At 71.4% G+C, this 23,092-nt stretch carries 21 protein-coding genes and 7 pseudogenes; 15 read left to right on the forward strand and 13 right to left on the reverse strand.

Translation table 11 applies throughout. The annotated features are described in order from the left end of the window. Window positions 1-43: 43 nt before the first annotated feature. Window positions 44-214 (reverse strand): hydrophobic protein, encoded by a 171-nt coding sequence (locus ABZX30_RS33800; protein WP_121790737.1) that lies wholly within the window; start codon window positions 212-214, stop codon window positions 44-46. Window positions 215-510: 296 nt separating this feature from the next. Between ABZX30_RS33800 and ABZX30_RS33805 the strand changes: the two genes are divergently transcribed. Both ABZX30_RS33805 and ABZX30_RS33810 read left to right on the forward strand, forming a co-directional pair. Beyond that, on the forward strand, window positions 511-987 hold the full coding sequence (locus ABZX30_RS33805) for an ankyrin repeat domain-containing protein (RefSeq protein ID WP_355940909.1): 477 nt from the start codon (window positions 511-513) through the stop codon (window positions 985-987). A gap of 75 nt (window positions 988-1,062) precedes the next feature. Next, window positions 1,063-2,307, forward strand: a complete 1,245-nt coding sequence (locus tag ABZX30_RS33810) for a ThuA domain-containing protein (RefSeq protein WP_355940912.1) — start codon at window positions 1,063-1,065, stop codon at window positions 2,305-2,307. 76 nt (window positions 2,308-2,383) lie between these two features. Here ABZX30_RS33810 and ABZX30_RS33815 read toward each other — a convergent pair whose 3' ends face one another. From ABZX30_RS33815 to ABZX30_RS33855, 9 genes and pseudogenes are all read right to left on the reverse strand, one after another. Beyond that, entirely contained in the window at window positions 2,384-3,937 is a 1,554-nt protein-coding gene (locus tag ABZX30_RS33815; RefSeq protein WP_355940915.1) for a serine/threonine-protein kinase, read from the reverse strand. Window positions 3,938-4,084: 147 nt separating this feature from the next. Beyond that, a complete protein-coding gene (locus ABZX30_RS33820; protein WP_355940918.1) occupies window positions 4,085-4,327 on the reverse strand; it encodes a GNAT family N-acetyltransferase in 243 nt (80 codons plus the stop codon). Window positions 4,328-4,424: 97 nt separating this feature from the next. Next, window positions 4,425-4,655: pseudogene (locus ABZX30_RS33825) on the reverse strand (hypothetical protein); the annotation flags it as partial. Between the two features lie 204 nt (window positions 4,656-4,859). Then, window positions 4,860-5,312, reverse strand: a pseudogene (locus tag ABZX30_RS33830) (hypothetical protein); the annotation flags it as partial. Between the two features lie 93 nt (window positions 5,313-5,405). Beyond that, a pseudogene (locus ABZX30_RS33835) lies at window positions 5,406-5,663 on the reverse strand (hypothetical protein); the annotation flags it as partial. A 142-nt stretch (window positions 5,664-5,805) separates the two neighbouring features. Beyond that, a complete protein-coding gene (secD, locus tag ABZX30_RS33840; RefSeq protein ID WP_355940921.1) occupies window positions 5,806-8,043 on the reverse strand; it encodes a protein translocase subunit SecD in 2,238 nt (745 codons plus the stop codon). A 101-nt stretch (window positions 8,044-8,144) separates the two neighbouring features. Further along, window positions 8,145-8,558 carry a hypothetical protein gene (locus ABZX30_RS33845; protein ID WP_355940924.1) on the reverse strand — a complete coding sequence of 138 codons (414 nt, stop codon included), beginning with the start codon at window positions 8,556-8,558 and terminating at the stop codon, window positions 8,145-8,147. Window positions 8,559-8,618: 60 nt separating this feature from the next. After that, window positions 8,619-9,302 (reverse strand): response regulator transcription factor, encoded by a 684-nt coding sequence (locus ABZX30_RS33850; protein WP_355940927.1) that lies wholly within the window; start codon window positions 9,300-9,302, stop codon window positions 8,619-8,621. 2 nt (window positions 9,303-9,304) lie between these two features. Beyond that, the gene (locus ABZX30_RS33855) at window positions 9,305-10,258 is read right to left on the reverse strand and encodes a HAMP domain-containing sensor histidine kinase (protein ID WP_355940929.1); all 954 of its coding nucleotides are present in this window, start codon (window positions 10,256-10,258) and stop codon (window positions 9,305-9,307) included. A gap of 270 nt (window positions 10,259-10,528) precedes the next feature. Between ABZX30_RS33855 and ABZX30_RS33860 the strand changes: the two genes are divergently transcribed. From ABZX30_RS33860 to ABZX30_RS33890, 7 genes and pseudogenes are all read left to right on the forward strand, one after another. Continuing rightward, window positions 10,529-10,840, forward strand: a complete 312-nt coding sequence (locus ABZX30_RS33860; RefSeq protein ID WP_355940932.1) for a TraR/DksA C4-type zinc finger protein — start codon at window positions 10,529-10,531, stop codon at window positions 10,838-10,840. Between the two features lie 46 nt (window positions 10,841-10,886). Next, a complete protein-coding gene (locus ABZX30_RS33865; RefSeq protein WP_355940934.1) occupies window positions 10,887-11,261 on the forward strand; it encodes a TraR/DksA C4-type zinc finger protein in 375 nt (124 codons plus the stop codon). Continuing rightward, window positions 11,258-12,079 carry a rod shape-determining protein gene (locus ABZX30_RS33870; RefSeq protein WP_355940937.1) on the forward strand — a complete coding sequence of 274 codons (822 nt, stop codon included), beginning with the start codon at window positions 11,258-11,260 and terminating at the stop codon, window positions 12,077-12,079. The genes ABZX30_RS33865 and ABZX30_RS33870 overlap by 4 nt, the downstream gene beginning before the upstream one ends. Before the next feature lie 214 nt (window positions 12,080-12,293). Continuing rightward, the gene (locus ABZX30_RS33875; protein ID WP_355940940.1) at window positions 12,294-12,902 is read left to right on the forward strand and encodes a hypothetical protein; all 609 of its coding nucleotides are present in this window, start codon (window positions 12,294-12,296) and stop codon (window positions 12,900-12,902) included. 151 nt (window positions 12,903-13,053) lie between these two features. Further along, complete coding sequence (locus tag ABZX30_RS33880) at window positions 13,054-13,725, forward strand: lytic polysaccharide monooxygenase auxiliary activity family 9 protein (RefSeq protein WP_355940942.1); 672 nt, start codon at window positions 13,054-13,056, stop codon at window positions 13,723-13,725. A 771-nt stretch (window positions 13,726-14,496) separates the two neighbouring features. Further along, a complete protein-coding gene (locus tag ABZX30_RS33885) occupies window positions 14,497-15,786 on the forward strand; it encodes an MFS transporter (RefSeq protein ID WP_355940945.1) in 1,290 nt (429 codons plus the stop codon). A 31-nt stretch (window positions 15,787-15,817) separates the two neighbouring features. Further along, window positions 15,818-16,222 (forward strand): annotated as a pseudogene (locus ABZX30_RS33890) (amidohydrolase family protein); the annotation flags it as partial. Between the two features lie 94 nt (window positions 16,223-16,316). Here ABZX30_RS33890 and ABZX30_RS33895 read toward each other — a convergent pair. Then, entirely contained in the window at window positions 16,317-16,562 is a 246-nt protein-coding gene (locus ABZX30_RS33895; RefSeq protein ID WP_355940962.1) for a DUF5133 domain-containing protein, read from the reverse strand. A gap of 184 nt (window positions 16,563-16,746) precedes the next feature. Further along, entirely contained in the window at window positions 16,747-16,959 is a 213-nt protein-coding gene (locus tag ABZX30_RS33900; RefSeq protein WP_355940948.1) for a helix-turn-helix domain-containing protein, read from the reverse strand. 216 nt (window positions 16,960-17,175) lie between these two features. Between ABZX30_RS33900 and ABZX30_RS33905 the strand changes: the two genes are divergently transcribed. Continuing rightward, window positions 17,176-18,153, forward strand: coding sequence for an L-threonylcarbamoyladenylate synthase (locus ABZX30_RS33905; RefSeq protein WP_355940951.1), 978 nt, complete (start codon window positions 17,176-17,178; stop codon window positions 18,151-18,153). A gap of 451 nt (window positions 18,154-18,604) precedes the next feature. After that, a pseudogene (locus ABZX30_RS33910) lies at window positions 18,605-18,778 on the forward strand (PfkB family carbohydrate kinase); the annotation flags it as partial. Window positions 18,779-18,791: 13 nt separating this feature from the next. On the opposite strand, the pseudogene ABZX30_RS33915 reads toward ABZX30_RS33910, so the two are convergent. After that, window positions 18,792-19,043 (reverse strand): annotated as a pseudogene (locus ABZX30_RS33915) (cellulase-like family protein); the annotation flags it as partial. Between the two features lie 75 nt (window positions 19,044-19,118). Between ABZX30_RS33915 and ABZX30_RS33920 the strand changes: the two are divergent. The 4 genes and pseudogenes from ABZX30_RS33920 to ABZX30_RS33935 all read left to right on the forward strand — a co-directional run. Beyond that, window positions 19,119-19,404 (forward strand): annotated as a pseudogene (locus tag ABZX30_RS33920) (GntR family transcriptional regulator); the annotation flags it as partial. Between the two features lie 263 nt (window positions 19,405-19,667). Beyond that, window positions 19,668-19,955: a hypothetical protein gene (locus ABZX30_RS33925; RefSeq protein WP_355940954.1), complete on the forward strand. Its 288-nt coding sequence runs from the start codon at window positions 19,668-19,670 to the stop codon at window positions 19,953-19,955. A 353-nt stretch (window positions 19,956-20,308) separates the two neighbouring features. Further along, the gene (locus tag ABZX30_RS33930; protein WP_355940957.1) at window positions 20,309-22,039 is read left to right on the forward strand and encodes a glycosyltransferase family 2 protein; all 1,731 of its coding nucleotides are present in this window, start codon (window positions 20,309-20,311) and stop codon (window positions 22,037-22,039) included. Between the two features lie 3 nt (window positions 22,040-22,042). Next, a complete protein-coding gene (locus ABZX30_RS33935) occupies window positions 22,043-23,041 on the forward strand; it encodes a glycosyl hydrolase (RefSeq protein ID WP_355940959.1) in 999 nt (332 codons plus the stop codon). The last annotated feature ends 51 nt before the right edge of the window (window positions 23,042-23,092 follow it).

Consider the following 23,092-nt stretch of genomic DNA (forward strand, 5'->3'; position numbering starts at 1 on the left):
TCACTCTCCACCGCCGGCGGTGCTCCACACCGCGGGCTTGCGTCTACCAGCGGTACCAGCGGCCCTTGCGGCCTGCGCCGTCCGCCGACCGGACGACGAAGCCCAGCAGCCACACGATCAGCACGATCACCGCGATCCACCACAGCGCCTTCAGCGCGAAGCCCGCGCCGAAGAGGATCAGAGCCAGCAGAAGAACCAGAAGCAGGGGAACCATCGTCATCAACCTCCTGACCATCGAATGCCCTTACTTCACCCCTACAAGCACACAAAATATGAGTTAATTCCACGGGATGGAGGGCATGCGCGCGCCATGCACGATTCCCCCTCTCCTGCATCTGATGCGCCCCGGCCATGCAAAGCCGATCACTCGACGCAGCGTTCCGGCCATGGATTCAGTGACGGACCGTGCCCCGCACGGGCCGTAATTCCGAGGCGACCGCGCTGGTCGCAGCTCTCAGCCGGCGGCTGCCGCCGGCGGAAGCACGTCGACCGTCGCTAGCCTTGCCCACCGTGAAACGGCGGCGGCAAAAGAAGCTCTCCCACGATCTCTTCGAGGCAATTCTGGCGGCCGACCCTGCACGCGTGCAGGCGCTTCTGCGGGTCGGAGCGCACCCTGAGGCCGCGAGCGGCGACGGCACCACCCCTCTGTACCTGGCGTCCGTACAGGGGGAACCGGAGGTTGCACGCTTGCTCATGGAGGCGGGCGCCTCCCCTGACAGGGAGAGCAGGGGCGTCGGCTCGGAGGGCACACCCTTGTGCGCAGCCGCGTGCTGGGGGCACACCGAGACGGTGCGCGAACTGTTGACGCATGGAGCCGACCCGAACCTCCGTGAAGATCACGGAACGGGCTGGTCCCCTCTGGACTGGGCGAACAACGGCCCCCATCCCGAGACGGCCGAACTCCTCGTCGCGGCCGGAGCACACCTCCCGAACGAACCGTCCGACGGCGGAGCAGGACGCACACCTATTGGCCTAGACCAACTGTGACATGTACCCTCCCCTCATCTCGCAACGCGGCACCACAGCACGGCTCCCCACGGTCGCGCCCCAGGAAGGTCCCGCATGATTCCCTCCCCCGCCCACGCACCCGTGCGCCACTGCTTATCGAGACTGCTCGCCCTGCTCACCCTCCTCTTCGGCATCCAGGCAGTGCCCGCGTACAGCGCCCACGCCGCCACGCCCTTCAAGGTGATCGCCTTCTACGACGGCACCTACGACGCGGCGCACATCAGCTTCGACCACGAGGCCAACACCTGGTTCCCCCAGGCGGGCGCGGAGAACGGGTTCACCTATACCGCCACCACGGACTGGGGTCGGCTCAACACCGCGAACCTGTCCGACTACCAGGTCGTCATGTTCCTAGACGACTACCCGCACACCGCCGCGCAGCGCTCAGCCTTCCAGACGTACGTCACGGGCGGCGGTGGCTACATCGGCTTCCACGTCTCGGCGTACAACGACGACACCAGCGACTGGCCCTGGTACCACAACACGTTCCTCGGTACCGGTACGTTCCAGAGCAATTCCTGGGGGCCGACCTCCGAAACCCTGCGGATCGAGGATGCCGGCCACCCGGCGACCGCGGGTCTGCCCGCCACCATCACGTCCTCGGTCAGTGAGTGGTACAGCTGGCAAAACGACCTGCGGCAGAACCCGGACATCGACATCCTGGCCTCGCTGGACCCGTCCACCTTCCCGGTCGGCACCGACCCCGACCAGACCTGGTACAGCGGCTATTACCCGATCGTGTGGTCCAACCGCCACTACCGGATGGTCTACAACAACTTCGGCCACAACGCCATGGACTACTCGACCGACACCACTCTGTCCTCCACCTTCGCGAGCGCCCAGCAGAACCAGCTGCTCGTTCAGGAGATCAAGTGGGCAGCCGGACAGTCCGGTCCGGTCACCCCGCCCTCGAACGCGACCGGTCCCCTCCACGGGTACGGCGGCAAGTGTGCGGACGTGGCGAGCGCGAACACCGCCAACGGCACCCCCGTCCAGCTCTACGACTGCAACGGCACCGCCGCGCAGAACTGGACCGTGGGCAGCGCCGGCACGCTCGGCGCACTCGGCAAGTGTATGGACGTGGCCTCGGCCGGCACTGTCAACGGCACCAAGGTGCAGCTGTACGACTGCAACGGTACCGGTTCGCAGGTCTGGCAGCCCGGCGCGAACGGCTCCCTGGTCAATCCGCAGTCGGGCAAGTGCCTGGACGTGACGGGGCCCAGCTCGGCCAACGGGACCCCGCTGCAGATCTGGTCCTGCACGGGAGCGGCCAACCAGAGCTGGACACTGCCCTCCTGACCACGTGGGGCCCGGCGAAGGAGGACCTTGCCGGGCCCCGAGGCGTCACTCGGCACCGTCGGCTGTGTCTTGGCGCTCAGCCTTGGTGCGTCACACTCACCCGCACGTTCAGCGCGCCCCTGTTGTCCTCGGAGCAGGATCCGGCGGTGTCGTTCATGCCCAGTTGCAAGGTGCCGTTCCCGGCGGCCCGGAAGCTCAGCTTCCGTCCGACGGTGTCGACAGGAGCGTCCTTCACGCCTGCGAGAACCGCCAGCAGAGCACCGAACGGTGCCGTGGGCTTGATCTTGCAGTCCTTCGCCCCTTCGAACCGCTTGTCGGTCGCCGCGTCGTAACCACTCGACCCGGTCATGGGCATGTTCCGGTGGTCGGCCGTCCACTCCCCCGAGACGAACCGCACGGTGACCTGGTCACCCCGCTCGACGGAAACACCGATCACCGGCTGCCAGCCGGTCGCCGACTGGACGACCTGACTGACGGTCGTCGTCTTCGGGCCCGCCTTGAACGGCGGCAACCCGGCGAGAAACAGACCGCCAAAGGTCCCGGCGACCGACACCGCCGTGCCGGCCAGGGCCCACCACAGCAGTTTGCTGCCGACCGGGCGGGAGGACCGAGTCCGTGCGGGTGCGAGCGACGTGGTGCCCCACGCCGTCGGCACAGGCTGACCGTGCTCGACGACTGGCCGCCTGCCCCGGGTGACCGTGTCCGCGTCCGCCAACGAGGCCGAAGCCCGCGGCCCCCGCACAGTTGCCGGCGGCAGTGGCCCGGTGCCCGCCTCCCCCGCCGCGACGCGCCGCAATTCGCAACGCACGGCGGCCGCCGAAGGACGCTCCTGCGGAGACTTGCGCAGCAGCGCGTCGACGACCGGGCGCAGCGGACCCAGCCGCTCCGGCAGAACGGGTTCCTCGTAGGCGACCGCATGCAGCGTCGCGGGCCCCGCGGACCTGCGGAACGGGGACTGGCCTCCGCAGACCGCAGCGAGGGTGACGCCCAGGGACCACAGGTCCGAGGCCGGACCGGCCTCCGCTCCGGTCACCCGCTCGGGCGCCATGAACTCCAGGGAGCCGACCATTTCGCCGGTGGTGGTCAGGAACTCGCCGTCGTCCAGGGCCGCGATGCCGAAGTCGGTGAGGACGGCGCTGCCGTCACGGCGCAGCAGCACGTTGGCGGGTTTGACGTCACGGTGCAGGGCACCGACCGCGTGTACGGCCTCCAGCGCGTCGAGCAGCTGCACACCGATGGCGGCCGTGGACTCCGGTGGGAACGGCCCGGTCTCGGCGACGCGACGTGCCAGCGAGGGCCCTTCGACGAGTTCCATGACGATCCACAACCGGTCCTCGAACTCGACCAGGTCGTGGACGCCGACCACGTGCGGGTGCGGAACGCGGGCGACGGCCCGCGCCTCACGGGTCGCCCGGCGCACCAGTACGCGGTGTTCCTCGTCGCTGTAGGGGAGGACGTGCAGCTCCTTGACAGCCACCGGGCGGTCCAGCGACTGGTCGTGGGCCCGCCAGACCGTGCCCATACCGCCCCGGCCGAGAACCTCACGCAGCTGATACCGGCCGGCGATCAGCCGTTGCGAACCGCGTGCCGAACTCGTCGCCGTCTGGTGATCGCCATCTCCGGATCTCACGCGCTCGCTCACGTTTCTTTCCCGGCGGTCTGGGCGCCCACCGGCCGATGCCTGTTCGAACGGTCCGAGCATAGCCGAGCGCCTTGCCGCCCCAGGCCGTCAACTTTCCTGCTGTGCAGGGGCTTTGACTCGGCACATGGTGCACGGCTATACCATCCGTAGGCTCTTTTGGTAGACGGTGGAACTGTGCCGAACCTTCATGCCCACGCGCAGGTACGGTGTGAGCGCGCCGGTGTCGGAGTGCGTGTCCAGGGTGCACATGCGCCGGCCGCACCGGTGGAAGGCCCGGAAGACGTGACGCAGCAGCAGGCGGGCGATGCCCTGGTTGCGGTGGTCACCGCGTACCGCCACCTGCTCGATGTAGCCCTCGTCGGTCTCCGGTAAGTCCAACGAGATCACCGCGCCCACCAGTTGGCCGTCGTCGAAGGCCAGGGCAGACATCGCAGGGGCGAATGAGGGGCGTTCGACGGTGTACTGGGCCCACTCCGTATCCGACGTCCCCGGAACCCAGCGGAGCCCCGCCCGGGACGTACCGGCCCGGGCCCTCGGTGAAGACGATGCGCAGCGGGCCGCCGGTACCGGCCGGCTGCGGATGGAGCGTGAGGGTCTCGCGGCAGATCCGGCCGCTGTCCGCCACGTTGTGGCCGTGGCGGAGCGTCCACAGATACGCGCGCCCGTCGGCGACCAGCCGACGGGGTCTCTTCGCACGGCGGGGCACGGACCCCAGGTTATGCGGCCTGGCCCACAGGCCGCGAGCGGTGCCCCTCACCGGCCCGGTGGCCGACTCGGCCTCTTCCAGCCCCTTCACCGTCGCGGACACGGAGCGGATCGCGCAGGCGGCCGACGCGTCGTCGTCGCCGTGCGGCGGGCTCGTTCGGCGGACGCCCCCTGGCCCCGTCCCGGTGCGGCGCCGCACGGCCACGCCGATGCCCTTCTCCCCGATGTGGAAGATCTTGCGGCTGTCGCGGGTCATGTCGACGACCAGCCTGGTGGTGCTGTTCTTGCTCCAGGTGAGGGTGACCACGGCCTCCATGTGGTCGGCGGTGCCGTTGTCGGTGACCTTCCAGGCGAGCGGGACGTTCTGGGCGCGCAGGATTCCGTCGGCGTGCTCCTTCTCCTCCCAGGTGTTCAGTTCCTTCTGGAAGTCGGCGGTGAGGTAGTGGCTGCGCAGTGCGGCCCCGAAGCCGCCGCTGTCCTCGTCGGTCACCGCGTCGATGTAGGCGCCGTAGAAGTCGGCGATGCGGGTGATGTCGTCCGACGGCTTGCCGCCGACGCTGCGCGGGGTGCCGGCGGAAGCCGCCTGGCCGGTGGCGCCGAGACCGAGGGCGACGGCGAGGACGCCGGCGGTCAGGGCTGTGCGGGTCTTGCTGTTCATGTGTGTTCTCCGTCTGCCGCAGCGTGTGGTGATCGTCGGCGGTCCGCCCTTCCACCCCCGTGGCGGGAGGGCGGGGCGGCCCGGGTCGTGCGGTCAGTGGAGCTTGTTCACGGCCGTGGTGACCGTCTTCTTGAAGGCCTTCAGCGGCGCGTCCTGGAAACCTCCCATCCGGCCCCAGTCGACGACCGCCACGGTCCTGCCGTCCCGTCCGACCGCGAGGAGACGGATGTCGTCGGCGCCCCAGGAGGTCTCGGTGTGCAGGCCGTAGAGACGGGCGCCCTCCTCGACGGGCAGCGTGCCGTAGTCCTTGAACGTGACCTCGAGATCCGGGTCGGCCTTCTCCGTCCGCGCCGGCAGCCGGCTTTCTGCGTCGGACAGCGGCGGCAAGGGCGATGCCGGGGGTGCGGCCCCATGAGCGCCGTGCCGCCGGCCGACCTGGTGGGCCGGGGCGTCCCCGGCGCCTGTGGCGCGGGCCTGTCGCGGCCCCGGCGGGTCAGGGCCGGCGGGGTGGACGGGCCCGGTCGCCGCGCCGGTGGAGTTCCATGGCCACCGGGACCGCGGTGAAGACGGACGAGTACGTGCCGACGGCCAGGCCGATGAGGAGCGCCAGGGCGAAGTCCGTGAGCGAGGACCCGCCGAGCACGGCGAGGGCGGTGAGGATGAAGGCGGCGCCCATGCCGGTGTTCACGGTGCGGGGCAGGGTCTGCAGGATCGCCCGGTTGGCGACGCCGCGCAGTGGCGCCCCGGGAGACTTGCGGGCCAGTTCCCTGACGCGGTCGAAGAGGACGACGGAGTCGTTGACCGAGTAGCCGATGACGGTGAGCAGGGCGGCCAGGAACACCCCGTCGACGGGCTTGCCGAGCCAGGCGAAGACCCCGACGAGGATCACCACGTCGTGGGCGAGCGCGGCGACCGCGGCGGTGCCGAACAGCCAGCGGAAGCGCGCCGCGAGGTAGACGAGCTGCGCGCCGAGGGCCACCGCGAGGGCGGTCAGCGCGCCGCGCCGCAACTCCTGGCCGAGGCTGGGGCCGATGAGCTCGTCGCGGACCTTGACCGCCCCGTCGGCGAGGTCGCGCACGGCACCGGTGACCTGGGCGTCCTCGGCGTCGGTCAGCGGATCGGTGCGCACGGTCAGGCCGGTGTCGCCGGAGGACTGCACGACGGCGTGGGAGAATCCGGCGTCCTCGAGCGCCGTTCGGGCCCGGTCCGGGTCGACGGGGCTGGTGGTGGCGTACTCGATGAGGCGGCCACCGGTGAACTCCACACCGAGGTCGACGCCGCGCGCAGCGATGCCCGAGGCGGCCAGGACGAGCACGGCGGCCGAGGTGGCCAGCCAGCGGCGGGGGTGACGCATCAGGTGGGGGTCGCGTCGGGTGAGGCGGTCACGGACGGCGCCCGTGGCCGCGATGCCGGTGAGGCGGGGACGGCGGCGCAGGCCGGGGCGGCCGGCGGCGTACTCGGCGAGCACGCGAGTGATCACCAGAGCGCTGAACGTGGAGGCGAGTACGCCGAGGCCGAGGGTGACACCGAAGCCCCGAACGGGCCCGGAGGCGAGGAAGAACAGCAGGGCTGCCGCGATCAGTGTGGTGATGCTGGAGTCGGCGATCGCGCTGAAGGCGTTGCGGAACCCGGCCGCCAGTGCCGAGCGGGTACTGGGGCGACGGCGGCTCGCGTACTCCTCGCGGGCCCGTTCGAAGACCAGCACGTTGGCGTCCACGGCCATGCCGATCGCCAGGACGAAACCGGCCAGGCCGGGCAGGGTCAGGGTGGCGCCGAGCGCGGCCAGGGCGGCGTAGGAGACCAGGCCATAGCAGGCCAGGGCGGCGGCCGCCAGCACGCCCATCAGCCGGTAGACGACGATGATGAACAGCGAGGTCAGTGCCGTTCCGATGGCCGCCGCCCAGGCGCCGGCCGTGATGGCCCGAGCGCCCAGGGTCGGGCCGACGGTGCGCTGTTCGACCGTCTCGACCGGTACGGGCAGCGCCCCGCCGTTGATGAGCAGGGACAGCTCGCGGGCTGCCTCCGGGCCGAAGGAGCCCGTGATCTGCGTGGCGCCGTCGCGGATGCCGGTCTCGCAGGCGACGGAGGGATCGACCTGGGGCGAGGAGATGACCTTGCCGTCGAGGACGATGGCCATCCGCCGCGCCGGGTCGCCCGGCGGATGGCAGGCGGCCTCGCCCGTCAGGCGGGCCCAGCCGTCACGACCGGCGCCCGCGAAGCCGACGGTGACGTGCCACCCGGCGCCGCCCTGCTGGTCGAACCGGGCGGCGGCCTCCTTGACGTGCTCACCGGTCAGGGCGGCGGCCCCGAGGCGCAGCGGCGTGCCCGACTCGTCGGGCAGAACCCGCTCATGGGGCCGCTTCGGCAGCGGCCCGGAGGTGCCGCCGGCGCGGTCGGCGAGGCCCAGCACCGGGTGGAAGGTGAGCTGCGCGGTACGGCCCAGGACGTCGGCGGCCTTCTTCGGGTCCTGGACGCCGGGCAGTTCGACGATGATCCGCCGCTCGCCGGAGCGCACGAGGCTGGGTTCGGCGACGCCGAGCGCGTCGATGCGGCCGCGCAGCACCTCCAGCGCGCGGTCGGTGGCAGCGCGGTCGGCGTCGGTGGTGGGGGTGGAGCGGGTCTGCAGCACGATCTGTGTGCCGCCGCGCAGGTCCAGGCCGAGGCGGACCGGCACGGTGACGGCGATGTACAGGGAGACGGCGAGCACGGCGAGGGCGAGCGACGCCCTCATGCGCAGGGAACGGTTCAACGAAAGGCCTCCGGCAGGCGCAGCACCAGGGCCACGCGCGGGCGTGCGGGTGCTGTCGGGGAGAGGGTGAGGGAGAAGCAGGATCAGGTGCCGGAGGACGCGGGAGGTGCCCGCCCACGGTCATGGTGTGCGTACGGCTCCGGGGAGGGGAGGCGGTCGCTCGACACCGGGTACCGCGCGGTGCCCGGTGCGGTGCCGGTCGCGCCCAGGGCGATGGTGGCGCAGCGGCAGCGCGGAGCGGGATGCTCGCGGTGCGGCTCCTGGCGGGTCGCGGTACGCGGCCCGCGGCCGGTGTCGTATCCCTCGTCGGCGCGCGGCCCGGTGTCCCGGTGGTGATCGGCTGCTGCCGCTCCGGCTGCCGGCCCGTCCGGCGCACCGGGCGGCGGTCCAGCGGCACCGAGCGTGGCCAGCAGGGCCAGCACGAGGGCCGCCAGCAGTGCTGCGGCGGGGAATCGGGCGCTGCGGGGGCCGGGGACGGTGCGCGCGGTGTGCTGCATGCACCGTCCCCTTCGGTCGTGGTGGGTGGTGTGGATCGGTGGGTGGTGCGGGCCGGTGGGTCAGGGTTCGATCAGGCCGGCGCGGATGGCGTAGCGGGTGAGTTCCAGGCGGTCGCGCAGGCCGAGCTTCTGCAGCAGGTTGGCGCGGTGCCGCTGGACGGTCTTGATGCTGATGAACAGCAGGTCGGCGATCTCCTTGGAGGAGTGCCCCTCGGCCACCAGTTTGAGGACCTCTTCCTCGCGGGGGGTGAGGATCTGGTCGGGGGTCTCCTCGCCGTGGCGGGCCCGGTTGAGGTAGTTGCGGATCAGCGCGGTGACCGCGCCGGGATACAGGAAGGGCTCGTCCCGCATCGCGGCCCGGCAGGCGGCGACCAGGTCGCGGTCGGCGACGGACTTCAGCACGTACCCGCTCGCCCCGGCCTTCAGCGCCTGGAAGAAGTACTGCTCGTTGTCGTGCATGGTGAGCATCAGGATCCGCAGGTCCGGCTTGAGGGCGGCCAGTTCGCGGGTGGCCTGCAACCCGGTCAGACGGGGCATGGCGATGTCCAGCACGGCCAGGTCGACATCGTGGGTGCGGACCAGTTCGATGGCCTCGGCGCCGTCACCGGCCTCGGCGACCACCTCGAGGTCCGGTTCCTGGTCGAGGATGAGGCGCACACCTCGGCGGACCAGCGCGTGGTCGTCGGCGAGCAGGATGCGGATCGTGCTCGTTCCCGGCTTGTCGGGCGTGGTCGTTTCAGGCATGGTCAGGGCTGCTTCCTGGGAACGGGCGTGGTGAGCTGGATCCGGGTGCCGGTGCGGGGTGCCGGGGTGATCTCGAGGCTGCCCCCGATGAGCAGGGCCCGCTCGCGCATGCCGCGGATGCCGGCGCCCTCATGGGGCGCCTGGATGCCGGAGCCGTCGTCGGTGACCGTCAGCACCACGCTGTCGTCGGTGTGCCGCAGTGCGACGGTGACCCGCTGGGCGCCGGCGTGGCGGGCGACGTTGGTCAAGGATTCCTGGGCGACGCGGTACAGGACCAGTTCGGTCTCCGGGCTCAGGTCCGGCAGGTCGGTGTCGAAGCGGCGGGTGACCTGAAGCCCGGTGTGGGTGGCGAAGTTCTCGGCGAGCGAGGTCAGGGCGCTGACCAGCCCCAGGTCCTCCAGCACTCCGGGCCGTAGCCGTCGTACCAGGCGACGGACCTCGTCCAGACTCTCCCGGGTGATCTCCTGCACCTCGTGGAGCTCCTTGCGCAGCGGCGCCGGCGCGTCGTCGGCGGCGCGCTTGAGGCCCAGCAGGATCGCGGTCATGCTCTGGCCCACCTCGTCGTGCAGTTCCTGTGCGATGCGGCGGCGTTCGGCCTCCTGGGCCAGCAGGGCCCGGGCGCTGCTGGTGGCCCTCTCCTGTTCCAGCCGCTCCAGCATGGCGTTGAACGTGCGGATCACCTCGGCGACCTCACCGCCGCCGGAGGCGGGCAGCCGCTGGCCGGGGCGCAGCAGGTCGACGGTGGTCATCAATCTCGTGAGCCGGTCCAGCGGGGCCAGGCCGAGCCGTAGCAGGGCGGCGTTGGCGACCAGCATCACGGCCATACCGGCGACCAGGATGATCGCCTCGGTGAGCACGACCGGAACGGAAACGGTCACCGGTGCCCACAGCAGCAGCGCCGTGGCCGTGCCCAGCACTACGGCGTTGAGGGCGAAGATCCGCCAGAACAAGGACACCGGCCGTGTGCCTCCCCTTTTTCGCTTCACCTCGTCCTGTGCGGCCGCCCTGTTCACGGTGCCGGATGCTCGAAGTGATCCTGGGGCCAGCCTGCCCCGTCCCGAGTGCCCCGTCGATGGGACCCGGACCCCATTTCACGGGACGCGCACCACCCACCCTGCCGCATGGGTGCCGTGGCCCGGCGTATATGGGGCCTGCGGCCGATGGGTATCCGCCGCCGGCCCGGCCAGGGTGGAAGGCACCAAGCCGGACGAGAAAAGGGATCGACGATGTCGCTCGATATCACCCGCGCCGAACCCCACCCCCATGAGGTGCGACAGCGCCTGGAACACGCCCGTAGCTCCCGACTGGCGCAGTTGCAGGCCCTCAGCGAGACCGGACAGGCCCAGGACGACTACCTGCTGTCCGAGCAGCGGACCGCGATGGAGCGGACCCTGAAAGACATCGAGGAAGCCTTCGCCCGCGTCGAGAACGGCACCTACGGAGCCTGCCTGGACTGCGCCAGGCCCATCCCGGCGGAACGGCTGGAGATCCTCCCGTACACCCGCTTCTGCGTACCCTGCCAGCGCCGCGCCATCTGACCACCGCCCGTTTCGATCTCCCGCGCCCTGCCCTCGAAGGGGTGAAGTGGTGACCCGCCAGACCATCAGCCAGAGCACGGCACAGCTGTCGTGCGACGACCTCGCGGCCCTGCGCGAGAACCTGCACGAGCAGCGCCTGTTCCGCCAGGAGCAGTTGCGGCAGCTCGCCGGACCGGTCGCCTCCCGCACCGAGGACCGGCTCCAGCAGCAGGCGGCCTCCCAGAGGGAGGTGCACATCAAGCTCGCCGCCTCCGCGCGCATGGTCCTCACCGACGTCGAAGCAGCCCTGGCCCGCCTGGACGACGGCACGTACGGCACCTGCCACCTGTGCCGGCGCCCCATCGACCGGGAACGGTTGGTGATCGTGCCGCAGGCCCGCTACTGCGCCCGCTGCCAGCAGGTCAAGGAGGCGGCCGCATGACCGGCGCGTCCCGCCCGCACGCCGTCGCCCCGCACCGGCCCTGGCCGACATGCCGGCGCTGCTGCGGCATCGCCCTGGACATGGGCAGCGCCCGCACCCGGGCCTGGATCGCGGGCCGGGGCGTCATCGTCGACGTGCCCACCGTGGCCTTCCCCGGCCCCGGCGCTGTGCACCCCGTCCAGCGCGGCACCATCATCGACGCCCCAGGGTGCGCCCGCGTGCTGCAGCGCCTGCTCACCGACCGCCTGCCCCGCTGCACCCGCCCCATGGTCATCGTCACCGCTCCCGCCCTGGACGGCGTCGCCTACCGCACCCAGGCCCGCACCGCCCTCGACGTACTGCGGCCGCACAGCGTCCTGACGGTGCCCAGGGCTCGGGCCATCGCCGTGGCGGCCGGTGCGGACACGTCCCGGCCGCTGATGGTGCTGGACATCGGCGCCCACGTCACCGAGGTGGTCCTGCTTGACGACGGCGCCGTCACCGACGCGCGCCGCACCGCCCTGGGCACCAGCGACCTGGACGGAACGACCACGGCCGAGCAGATCGCCGGGACGGTGGCCTCGATGCTGACCGCGATGCTCCGCCAGGACCGCACCCCGCTCACCGTCGACGCCCTCCACCGCGGCGTCCTCCTGGCGGGTGGCGGCGCCCTGCACCCGGAGATCACCTACCACCTCACCGGGCGGCTGCACGCGCCGCTGCGCATGGTTCCGGCCCCGCACACCGCAGCCGTCCGCGGCGCCGCCAAGCTCCTGCAAGCCGCCCACACCCACCCCTCCGCCTCCGGCTCCCGCCCGGCAACGGTCCGTCCCCTCTAGAGCGCCGCCACCGGTGGCCGGCCTGGAGGGGCCGGCCCGGAGGGACCCACTGAACGCCCCCTCCACCAGGTGTGCGGGACAACGCCGGACGGCCCCGTACCAGCCTGCTGACTTGCGCAAAGGGCGCGCGTGCCCCGCGTTCGCGCTTCGGCGTCCCGGCCGTTGACACCACCTGCCCGCCTCCCCATTATGGGAGCGCTTTCACAGTTCTGGTTTGAGCGTGCACTGGTATCCGGGTGGCTCCGCCGGAGAACCGGCCGTGGACAGGGTCGCGCAGCTTCCCGGCGAACTCCGGGAAGTTCGGAGCCAGCTGGACCGCTACGCCGGGGCCGATTCGGCACGGATCGGCATCGCCATGACGGAGGTGGACGCGAGCACGGGCGGCACCCCGTTCACCACCCGCCCCAACGGCCTCTTCGCCGCGGACGCCATGATGACCGCCCTGGAGAACGGCGTGTTCACCGTCGACTGGTGGGACACCCACAACGGGGTGGGCAGCATCTCCACCGTGAACGGCGAGACGGACTACGGGGACATGGGCATGTTGTCGAGTGCCGGCTGCTCCGGGTCCGTGTGCGAACCCACCGCCAACACCCCGTTCGCCCCCTACTACGGCATCAAGGCCCTCGGCGCGCTCGGCGGCGCCGGCGACACCATGGTGGCCTCCGGCTCCTCCTCCTCGCAGGTCTCCGCACACGTGGTCGAGCAGGCCGACGCCGACCGTCTTCCGCCTCAACGGGACGGTCTGCACCACACGGTCCTGACCGCAACGCCGGCGGGACGGCGTCCCGGGAAGCGGCACAGCCAGGCAGCTGCGTCGTAACGAATGCGCCATGCGAAAGCCAAAGTGGCGTAATCAACCTGTTGCCGCGGCGGAGCGGGAGGCGCAGCCTGTGCACTGGGAGCGCTCCCACTGCGCGCGAGCTCCACAGCACCACACGAAAGACAACCCCCACATCCGAAAGAAGGACTCCATGATCTGTCGTGATCATGTCGCACGGGCGCGGTTGCGTCCGACGCTCCTTCTGAGCGTCTTCGCCGCCATGCTCCTCTGCCTGATCCCCTGGAGCGGTACCGCCTACGCCCACGGTTCGGTCGTCGACCCGGCGTCCCGCAACTACGGCTGCTGGCTGCGCTGGGGCAACGACTTCCAGAACCCGGCCATGGCCCAGCAAGACCCCATGTGCTGGCAGGCCTGGCAGGACAACCCCAACGCCATGTGGAACTGGAACGGCCTGTACCGCAACGGCTCCGCCGGCAATTTCCAGGCCGTCATCCCCGACGGGCAACTGTGCAGCGGCGGCCACACCGAGAGCGGCCGCTACAACTCCCTGGACGCCGTGGGTCCGTGGAAGACGACGGACATCTCCAGCAACTTCACCGTGCAACTGTACGACCAAGCCAGCCACGGCGCGGACTACTTCCTGGTCTACGTCACGCGGCAGGGGTACGACCCCACCACCCAGCCGCTGAAGTGGAGCGACCTCCAGTTGGTCGCCCGCACCGGCAAGTACGCACCCAGTCAGAACTACTCGATCCCCGTCAGCACTTCGGGGTACAGCGGCCGTCACGTCGTCTACACGATCTGGCAGGCCTCGCACATGGACCAGACCTACTTCCTGTGCAGTGACGTGAACTTCCGCTGACGCACACGGCCGGTTCCCCTCCGGACCCAGCGGGTCCGGAGGGGAAGCGACCCGGCGGCAGGGCGCCCACGTGGACCGGGGTATCGGTGCCGGTCTCGGCGGCCTCACGCTCGCCCGCGTCCTGCACGTCCACGGCATCCCGGCCAGGGTCTACGAGGCGGAGACCTCAAGGCCCTCGCCGAACGCCCCGACGACGTCGAGCCGGCGCCCGCCGCATACGAGCAGGACATGTTCACGCGGAGCGCCGCCGCCGCCGAAGGCATCCACATCAACGAGTTGCCTTGCGGAGACGACGCACCCCGCGGCCTCCTCGCCATGTTCACCGGAAGCGGGCAGACCCCGTGAGCCGCCGGCCGAGGGTCCCGCGGCATCACCGGGCCCCGCGGCGGCCTCCCATGCCCGCACCGGGCGCACCGGCCGCCCGCACCCCTCAAGCGCATGACGGCCCCTCACGGGCACCTTTTCACCTGTACAGTGGCGCCCCGTCAGGGACCCGCCCCCATTACCGAGCGGACAACACTCCCCGGACACTCCCGCCGCTCTCACGGAAAGGCATCTTCCGCTATCTTGTGACCGCGCCGTAGTTGAGGCCTCAACAAGGATCTTGATCGGCGTTCTTCTGACTTCGGCTCCCGTTTCGAGCGGAGTTCACGTGACCCAGCGTTGTGTCATGAGCATGTCCGGAATGGCGCAAACATCCCTGTCCGCGTGATCCGCGGAAAACGTCCCGCCGTCCGTTCGTGCCCCCGCTCACCGAAAGCCCCCTACTTCGTGACCGTATCCCTGTACGAGATGCAGCCCGCCGGCCGGCATGCGGCCATGCCCACGGGCAGCCTCCTCCGACGGGTCTACGCCCCTCGGGCGTGCGACGCACTCGCCTACTCCATGGCGACCTACGCCATGCCGCTCGTCGTACTGGCCACCACCGGCTCCGCGTCGTTGACCGGACTGGCCTTCGCCCTGGAGTGGATCCCCCGCGTGGCCGCCTTCGGCTTCGCCGGGGACCTGGTGGACCGCAGCGGCGCGGCGATCGTGTGCTTCCTCGCCTCACTCGCCCGCGCCCTGGTGGTGGCGGGCGCCGCGGTCATCCTGGTGGTGCTGCCGACCGGAACGGGCGAGACCGTCACCGTCATGGCACTGGCCGCCGTGACGGGAGCCCTGACCCAGTTCAGCTTCATCGCCAACGAGGCGGTGGGCGCGATCGTCGGCCGCCGCCTGCAGGGCCGCTCCCACAAGGTGCAGCCGGTGCTGATCGGCATCGACCAGACAGCCACCCTGGTCGGCCCGGCCGTGAGCGGCCTCCTTCTCCTGACCGGGCCGACCCGTATGCTCGCCTGCCTGGCCGTGCTGTCGTTCCTCTCCGCCGGCCTCGCACTGCAGACGCCGCCCACACCCCTGCGCACGGCCCGTCAGACCGGACCGGGACACCGCGGCGGCTTGCGGGAAGGGTGGCAGACGCTGCGCACCCTGCCCTCCCTGCGGCGCCTCGTGGCCGGCCTGGCCTGCTCGAACCTGGCACTCGGCCTGCTCCAGTCGGCCAGTCCCATCCTCGTGGAGGGCCGCTTCGGCCGGTCCCCGGTCGCCGTGGGCACGCTCTGGTCGATCGCCGCCGCGGCCACGCTGGTCGCCGTCACCTGCTGCCGCTTCGCCCTCGACCGGCTCGGCCTGTGGGGGGTCGGGGTGATCAGCGCGGTCGTAGCGGCCGCCGCCTGCCTCGCCATACCGCTGGCCTCCGCCTACACCGGCTACGCAGCCCTGGTCGCCCTCTTCATGGCCGCCGACGGCGGGCTCACGGTGGTCCTGCGCACCCTGCGCTCGCTGATCATCCCGCCCGCGATGTTCGGCACGACGCTGTCGCTGACCATCCTCATCCTGCTGCTGCCGTTCCCCCTGGCGGGCATTCTCCTCGCCGTCACCCCGCCGTCCCACCTGACCCAGGTCATCGGGGCATGCGCCGTCGTACAGGCACTGACCCTGCTCATCACCTTCGCGCGGCTCCGCAACGACCCGGTACTCCGCGCCACGGCCCGTACCGCCCGTACCGTCGAACCCGGCATCTGACCCCGCCGTACGCTGCCGTGTTCCTTGGGCACGGCGGATCCTGGCCGCGGACGGTCTCCTCGCCCTCGGCACCGGCCAGCCGCTCGTCCCCGTCGGCCTCTCCTTCCACCTCGGGCTGCGCGCCCTGCACCAAGGCGGCCTGTCCCCGGCCCAGGCCCTGCGCACCGCCACCGTTGTGCCCGCCCGCCTCTTCGGTGCCGACCGCGACCTGGGCACCCTCGAGGAGGGCAGGCTCGCCGACCTGGCCGTCGTGGACGGCGCCCCGTTCACCGACTTCACCACCCTGGTCCGTACCGTGGCGGTCCTCAGGGGCGGAGTGCCGTACAGCACCGAGGAACTGACGGCAGCCTTCGAACCCGCCGCCCAGCGCACGGCCAAGGCCGGAAAGGACCGGCTCGGGATGGGGCGGCTGATGCGCAGGGACGGTTGCTGCGACGGTCTCGCCGGGCCTGCTCGATCCGCGCCGGCGGGTGGGAACGACACCTCGTGGGTGACCGCGACCCGCGCCGCACAGCTGCCCTTCGTCGAAGTCAGGCAGCCAGGGTCCGAGGTGCTCGAGTGGCCGTGCGACGGTCCTCCCGCATCCGGTCCAGGAGGGCGTCGGCCTCGACGAGGGCCTGGTCCACCGACGTGGTACCGGTCATGACGCACAGTCTGACGGAGGTGTCCTCCAGCACCCGGCTCGAGTAGCCGGTGGGCTGCAGGTCGTGCCGGAAGCGGGCCTCGGCGAAGCGGGCCAGCACAGCACGCAATTCCTTCTCCGCGGGCAGCAGCACAGTGACCATCCCTCTCGACATGCGGTCCGTCCCACCGGGCCCGCGACACGTATGCCCGCGGCACCTCCGAGCACGCGCGCCGCTCCATCGGATGGCGTCACGGTGGCCACGGGCGGACACTTCCACCGGGAAGACCGAGTGCCCGCGATCGATCACCGCATGCGCTTTCCCCGCCCGGCCGCGGTCACGGCTCCGACCGGGCAGCGCCGGCGCGCACATCGCCCCCGCGGGACCTGAGGCGTACGCCCCCTTCGGTGAGCACGCTGTGCACGAAGCCGTAGGACCGCCCATGGGTTTCGGCTATGACCCGGATCGACCGGCCCTCGGCGTACTCCCGGGCGAAGGCCCGCGCCAACCGCGCGCGATCACTGCCTGTGATCCACTTTCCCTTCTGCATGAAGGCCTCCTTTTTTCACAAGGTCGTTGTCCGATCACCGGATTCCCGCATCGCCGCGACCCATGTGACACGGCCGGGACCTGTTCGTCGGTGCCGAGGTAACGGGTGACGTCCCGGCACTGCTGTACGGGTCCCGCGCTCGCAACGTTGGAGTGGCAGGCTCGTTGGGTCATGGGGGCGTTGACAGGAGAGCGGAACAGTGAAGGGACTACGAGGGTGACGGTGAGAACCAGTGATATCGAGACGGCGGCCGGAGTGCTGCGCGCCGGCGGCCTGGTGGCCTTCCCCACCGAAACGGTCTACGGTCTGGGCGCCGACGCAGAGGACCGCAGCGCCGTCGCGCGTGTCTTCGAGGTCAAGGGGCGCCCCCCGTCCCATCCGCTGATCGTCCACATCGGCGGTACGGAGCACCTGGACGACTGGGTCGAGGAGGTTCCGGCGGCGGCCCTCCTGCTGGCCGAGCGTTTCTGGCCGGGGCCACTCACGCTGGTCCTGCGGCGCGGTGGGCGGGTGCCCCTCGAAGCCACAGGCGGCCTCCGGACGGTGGCTGTGCGGGTACCCGACCACCCCGTCGCGCTCGCGCTGCTGTCGGCCTTCGGCGGCGGTGTCGCGGCCCCCTCCGCCAACCGCTTCGGCCAGGTCAGTCCCACAGCCGCCCACCACGTCCGGGCGGAACTCGGTGATGCCGTCGACTTCGTGCTGGACGGCGGCCCCTGCGCGGTCGGCGTCGAGTCGACCATCGTCGACGCCACCGGCGGGGTCCCGAGCGTCCTCCGGCCCGGCGGGGTGACGCGCGAGGACCTCGAAGCGGTGCTGGGGTGCCCTGTAGCGGTCCCTACGGCCAGCCGCGTCCGGGTACCGGGCCAGCATCCCTCACACTACGCGCCGCGAGCACGGGTGGTCCTCGTCGAGCCGGAGAAGGTCGTCGCCGAAGCGGAGCACGCGCAGGCGCTCGGGCACCAGGTGGGTGTCCTTCTTCCCGCCTCCTCCGCCGACGCTCCGGTGAGGGCGCACGCCGTGGTGGCGGTCCCCGGCTCGACGGCCGCCTACGCGCGCGGGCTGTACGGCTTCCTGCGTGACTTCGACCGGCGGGGCTGCGACCTCGTAGTCGCTTCCCTGCCGACGGAACAAGGGCTGGGACTCGCCATCGCCAACCGGCTGCGCCGCGCCGCGGGTCCCCGGTCCTCCCGGTGACAGTACCGACGCCGTTCGTCACTACTACATCGCGAGTTCCGACCTGCACGGCTGGAACGCCTCCGCAACACACGTCATCAAGTCGGCGGGAGACGACCCGCAGGGCCCGTACCGCGCGGAGACCGTCATGGCCGGCACGGAAGCCGACTGCACCCACGTCTCACGGTCCGGGTTCTTCTTCACGGTGCACGGCACGAAGACCGACACCGTCGTGTACGCGGGCGACCGCTGGGCCGAATGCGCCTGGAACGGAGCGGGGTACAACCAGTGGACCCCACTCTCGTTCGACGGTGACGCCCCGGTATTCCACTCGCTCAGTTCCTGGCGGCTCGACGCCAGGAGCGGCCGCTGGGCCGTGCGAGCGGACAACAACTTCCTCCTCAACACGGAGTTCGAGGCCGACCGTGTCCCGGTGACCACGGTCACCGGGCTGGACCACGACGCCGCCGCCGACACAGTGGGGGCCGGGGACGCCTTCTGCGCCGGATACCTCTCCGGCGTCCTCGACGGTCTCGCGCCGGTGGACCGCCTGGGCCGCGCGGGCACCACCGGCGCGGTCGCCGTCGCCACCCGCGGCGACCGGGAAGGACTGCCGCACCGTGACGAACTCGGTGTCCTGGACGTCTCCCCCGGCGGCGCCAGCGCACCCGCCGGCCGTAGTCGCCGCCCAGGGGGCCGAGGCGCAGGCGGCTGGTGTCGAGGCCGGAGCCGAAGAGCAGGTAGGGCATGGCACAGACGCGGACGGTGTTGTAGCCGCGTTCCACCGCCTCGGCGAAGGCCTGGTCCAGGTCGGCGAAGGGTTCACCGGGACCGGTGCGGGTGTACCAGGTGAAGTCCCACAGAGTGATCTTCAGGGTGTCGGGGAGACGGGCGGGCCGTGCGGTGGGCATCGCGAGGAGGGTGCCTCTCGTGAGGGAGCGGGCGACGGAGTACGGGGCGAGCTTGAGCAACTGGTCGCCGAAGGGTCCATCATCGGGCCCGCCGCGGCACACCGGGCCGCCCTGCACCGCACCGACGCCGACCTGACCGCCCTCGAGGCCATGGGACACGCACAGGTGGACTCCGCGGCCGCAGCCGAGGCCGACGCGGCCTTCCACCACGGACGACCCCGTCCCCAGTCACCGCGCCGTACTCGACGCCATCCGCGACCAGGACCCCGCCCGCGCCGAACTCGCCATGCTCAACCTGCTGGCCAAGGCCCTCGCGGACCTCGACCGGCTCGCCGCACCGGAAGCCGCGGCGCACTCCTGAGGGGGGCCGTCGATTCCCAGCGCCGGGGCCCCGCTCAGCCCGACGGCACGAGGACACATCCGCGAAAGGCGGGCAACGTGACCGACGGGTCCGGAGAGAAACCGCTCACCTGCACCACGGACCCGGCGCTCGGGGGCCGTTGGACATCCTTGCACCGCGGGGATCGCGAGTGGCTGTGGAGCCGCAGTGAACCGCTCCGCGACCTCGCCGCTCCTGGCGTCCCGTTCGCCGACGCGGGCGGGCTGGAGGAGTGCCTCCCTACCGTGCGCGGTACACCTGATCACGGCGAGGCGTGGAGCCGGCCGTGGCGTCCCGTGGATGGCGCGCTCAGGGTGGACTGCCCCGGTTTCTCCCTGGAGCGGTCGATCACCCATCGGGACGGAGCGGTCGTCGCCGACTACCGGATGTCGGCCGTGCCCTGCTACCGGTTCATCTGGGCGGCTCATGCCCTGCTCAACGTGACCGACGGCGCCGTCCTCGAGGCCCCGGAGGGAACGCCGACCCGCCTGTTCACAGAGGCCGCGCCGCTCGTGCGGGGCCGGCCCGCCTGAGCGCGCGGCGTCGACGGAGCCTGGCCCGCTCCGGCGGGTCTGCCCCTCGACCGGTGCGGCCCGCAGGACGGGACCGCCGTCGGTGCCGTCCTGTCGCCCGACAGACCCGGAGACCGCCAACCGCCGACCGCCGACCGCCGGGTCGTATATGAGATGTCATGCACGCGGCCCGTCTACCCATCACTTCTGGCCACCTCTCGACAACCGAGGCCGGCACGGGCTTCCGGAAGACGCCCCGTTTCTTGGTGCAGCACCTCTGCCCCAACAGCCCCTCTTGGCGCCCGCGCGGGCGTGCGCCGCCGTGCGTGTCTCTAACCTCTGCCTCGTGCTGCCCCGGCCGAACGGTGCCGGTCATGCGCGTCAGCACGTCCGGACAGCATTCCCATCAGCCGCCCCTGGAGCCCTACGTCATGGCCGCCCACCGTGTTCCTGTGTCCACCGGGTCCGTACGGCCGGCCCGTCGCGGACCGTGGCGTCCCGCGGCCCGGCGGCCGCCTCGGGCGGCGCGTCCCGAAGGGCTGCTTCCGACACCGCCCGACGACGACGAGAAGTACTCCTACGTCGTACGCCGTACCTGGTTGCTCAGCCTGACGTCGTTCGCCGGGTTCGTCTGCGTCCTGTACAGCCAGGTCGACTCGGCCCGGAACGGTCCGTGGATCTGGGCGTTCACTCCGGTGCTGCTGCTGTCCGCGCTCGGCTTCCTGATCTCGCTCAGGCTGGACCTGTTCACCCCCGACCTGGACGTCGCGGCCCACCGCGAGCTGGTGCGCTCCTGGGCGCCGCGGGAATATCCGTCGGTCGACGTCTTCCTCCCCGTGTGCGGGGAGCCGATCCCGGTGCTGCACAACACCTGGACCCACCTGCAGCGGATGGCACAGGCCTATCGCGGGCGGGTCGTCCCCCTCGTCCTCGACGACTCCGACAGTCCCGAAGTCGCCGCCATGGCCGAGGACTTCGGTTTCCGCTACCTGGTACGGCCCGACCGCGGCTGGTTCAAGAAGGCCGGCAACCTGCGCCACGGCTTCGCGCACTCCGACGGTGAGTTCATCCTGATACTGGACGCCGACTTCGCCCCGCGGACGGATCTGCTCGACGAACTGCTGCCGTACATGGACGCGGACCCCCGCACCGGGATCGTGCAGTCGCCCCAGTTCTTCCGGGTCCTGGACCAGCAGAACTGGATCGAGCGCGGCGCCGGTGCCGTACAGGAACTGTTCTACCGGTCGGTGCAGGTCTCCCGGCAGCGCAGCGACGGCTCCATCTGCGTCGGCTCGTGTGCCGTCTACCGCCGCACCGCGCTCGCCGAGGTCGGCGGCACCAGCCTGATCGAGCACTCCGAGGACATGCACACCGGCTTCGACCTGCGGGCACGCGGCTGGGACCTGCGGTACGTGCCGCTCGCGCTCGCCACGGGTCTGTGCCCGGACACCGTCGGTGCCTACTACAGCCAGCAGTACCGGTGGTGCATGGCCTCCATGAGCATGCTGGGCAGCCTCGAGAACTTCTGGCGGGTGCCGATGCGCTTCGCCAGCCGCCTGTGTTACGTCTCCGGGTTCGTCTACTACATCGAGTCGGCCCTGATGATCTTCACCGGCCCGCTGATCGTTTCCGTGCTGCTGCTGTTCTTCCCCGAGCAGGTCAAGCTCACCAACATGTGGCTGCTGCTGCCCGGCGTGGTCTACCTCGTCGTCGTGTACCCGCTGTGGCACCGCGCCCCGTACCGGCTGGAGGCATGGGCGGCGCGGCTCCTGTACAGCTGGTCGCACGTGTTCGCCGTGTGGGACGTGCTGCGCCGCCGCGCCATGGGCTGGCAGCCCACCGGTTCGGGAGGTGCCCGGAGGAACAGCACGCGGCGGCTGTGGACCGGGCTGTGGGCCTGGACCGTACCCGTCACCGCGCTGTGGATCGGTGCCGCCCTGTGGCGGATGGACACGATGGTGCCGGAGGACTTCGCCCTGCCGCTCGGCTCCGGTCTCTTCTACGCGGCGGCCGTGGTCCGCGTCCTCGTCCTGCCCCGCCCCGAGGAGCCGGGAGGCACGGCAGGCGCGGCCCTGCCGACCGTCGTCCCGGCCGGGAGGGGCTGACCCATGGCCCCCGTCAGTCGCAGGGACGCTCTTCTCTGGACGCTCGCCGGCGCGGCCTCGGCCGCGGGCTGCGCCCCGAGCCGTACGGCGCCGATCGGGGCCGGCGGCGAGGGAGCCGTCAGGAGGACGGCACCGTACGTGCCGTTCGACGTGACCTGGATGATCCGGCCCGCACACGGCCGCAAGTACCTCGGAGCCGGCTTTCCCGGCACGACCGTGCCGACGGGCGCCCTCGACGCGTGGACCGCGAAGGCAGGCAAGGCTCCCAACCTGCTGTCCTGCCGCCTCGCCTGGGGCGAAACCTTCCGGACGGACGAAGTCCGGGCGGTCTTCGGACGCGGGATCCTGCCGTACGTCGTCTGGGAGCCGTGGCACCGGACGCTGCGCGAGATCGCCGACGGCCGTGACGACGACTACGTCCGGCGCACCGCGCAGAGCGTTCGCGACCTCAACGTGCCGGTGGCCCTGGCTTTCGCGCAGGAGATGAACGGCGGCCGGTACCCGTGGGGCTCGCGCAGGGCCACGCCCGGGGAGTTCGTCGGCGCGTGGCGGCGCATCCATGACGTCTTCCAGGACACGGGGGTGTCCGACGTGATCTGGGTGTGGAGCCCCTCGGCGGCCGACGCGGTCAAGGGCGCCCGGCTCGAGCCGTACTACCCGGGCGACGCGTACGCCGACTGGCTGGGGCTGGTCGGCTACTACACCGGGCACGGACCGCACACGTTCGGCACCCTCTTCGGGCCCGCCGTCGAACAGGTCAGGGCCTTCACCCGGATCCCCGTGCTCGTCGCGGAGACCGCGTCGGCGGCGGGCGGCCGCAAGGCGGCGGACATCAGGGATCTGGTGCGCGGGGTGACCGGCCGCCGGGACGTCGTCGGCTTCCTCTGGTTCGACGCGCACACCGAGACCGACTGGCGCATCGACAGCGGTCCGGCGGCGCTGACGGCCTTCCGCCGTGGTGTCGCCGACCCGCGGTTCGGCTTCGACGTGAGGCACCCGTGAGGGCCGCCGAAAGCCGGCCGGCCATCGCCGGCGGCGGCCGTGCGGAGGGTT

The organism is Streptomyces sp. NPDC004542 (genome assembly GCF_040610035.1).
Lineage (GTDB): Bacteria > Actinomycetota > Actinomycetes > Streptomycetales > Streptomycetaceae > Streptomyces.

Excerpts from the sequence above, each read along its gene's own strand:
- ABZX30_RS33800 (WP_121790737.1), bottom strand. The coding sequence starts at position 214 with ATGGTTCCCCTGCTTCTGGTTCTTCTGCTGGCTCTGATCCTCTTCGGC.
- ABZX30_RS33810 (WP_355940912.1), top strand. The coding sequence starts at position 1,063 with ATGATTCCCTCCCCCGCCCACGCACCCGTGCGCCACTGCTTATCGAGA.
- secD (WP_355940921.1), bottom strand. The coding sequence starts at position 8,043 with ATGAGGGCGTCGCTCGCCCTCGCCGTGCTCGCCGTCTCCCTGTACATC.
- ABZX30_RS33845 (WP_355940924.1), bottom strand. The coding sequence starts at position 8,558 with ATGCAGCACACCGCGCGCACCGTCCCCGGCCCCCGCAGCGCCCGATTC.
- ABZX30_RS33850 (WP_355940927.1), bottom strand. The coding sequence starts at position 9,302 with ATGCCTGAAACGACCACGCCCGACAAGCCGGGAACGAGCACGATCCGC.
- ABZX30_RS33860 (WP_355940932.1), top strand. The coding sequence starts at position 10,529 with ATGTCGCTCGATATCACCCGCGCCGAACCCCACCCCCATGAGGTGCGA.
- ABZX30_RS33870 (WP_355940937.1), top strand. The coding sequence starts at position 11,258 with ATGACCGGCGCGTCCCGCCCGCACGCCGTCGCCCCGCACCGGCCCTGG.
- ABZX30_RS33880 (WP_355940942.1), top strand. The coding sequence starts at position 13,054 with ATGATCTGTCGTGATCATGTCGCACGGGCGCGGTTGCGTCCGACGCTC.
- ABZX30_RS33900 (WP_355940948.1), bottom strand. The coding sequence starts at position 16,959 with ATGCAGAAGGGAAAGTGGATCACAGGCAGTGATCGCGCGCGGTTGGCG.
- ABZX30_RS33930 (WP_355940957.1), top strand. The coding sequence starts at position 20,309 with ATGCGCGTCAGCACGTCCGGACAGCATTCCCATCAGCCGCCCCTGGAG.
- ABZX30_RS33935 (WP_355940959.1), top strand. The coding sequence starts at position 22,043 with ATGGCCCCCGTCAGTCGCAGGGACGCTCTTCTCTGGACGCTCGCCGGC.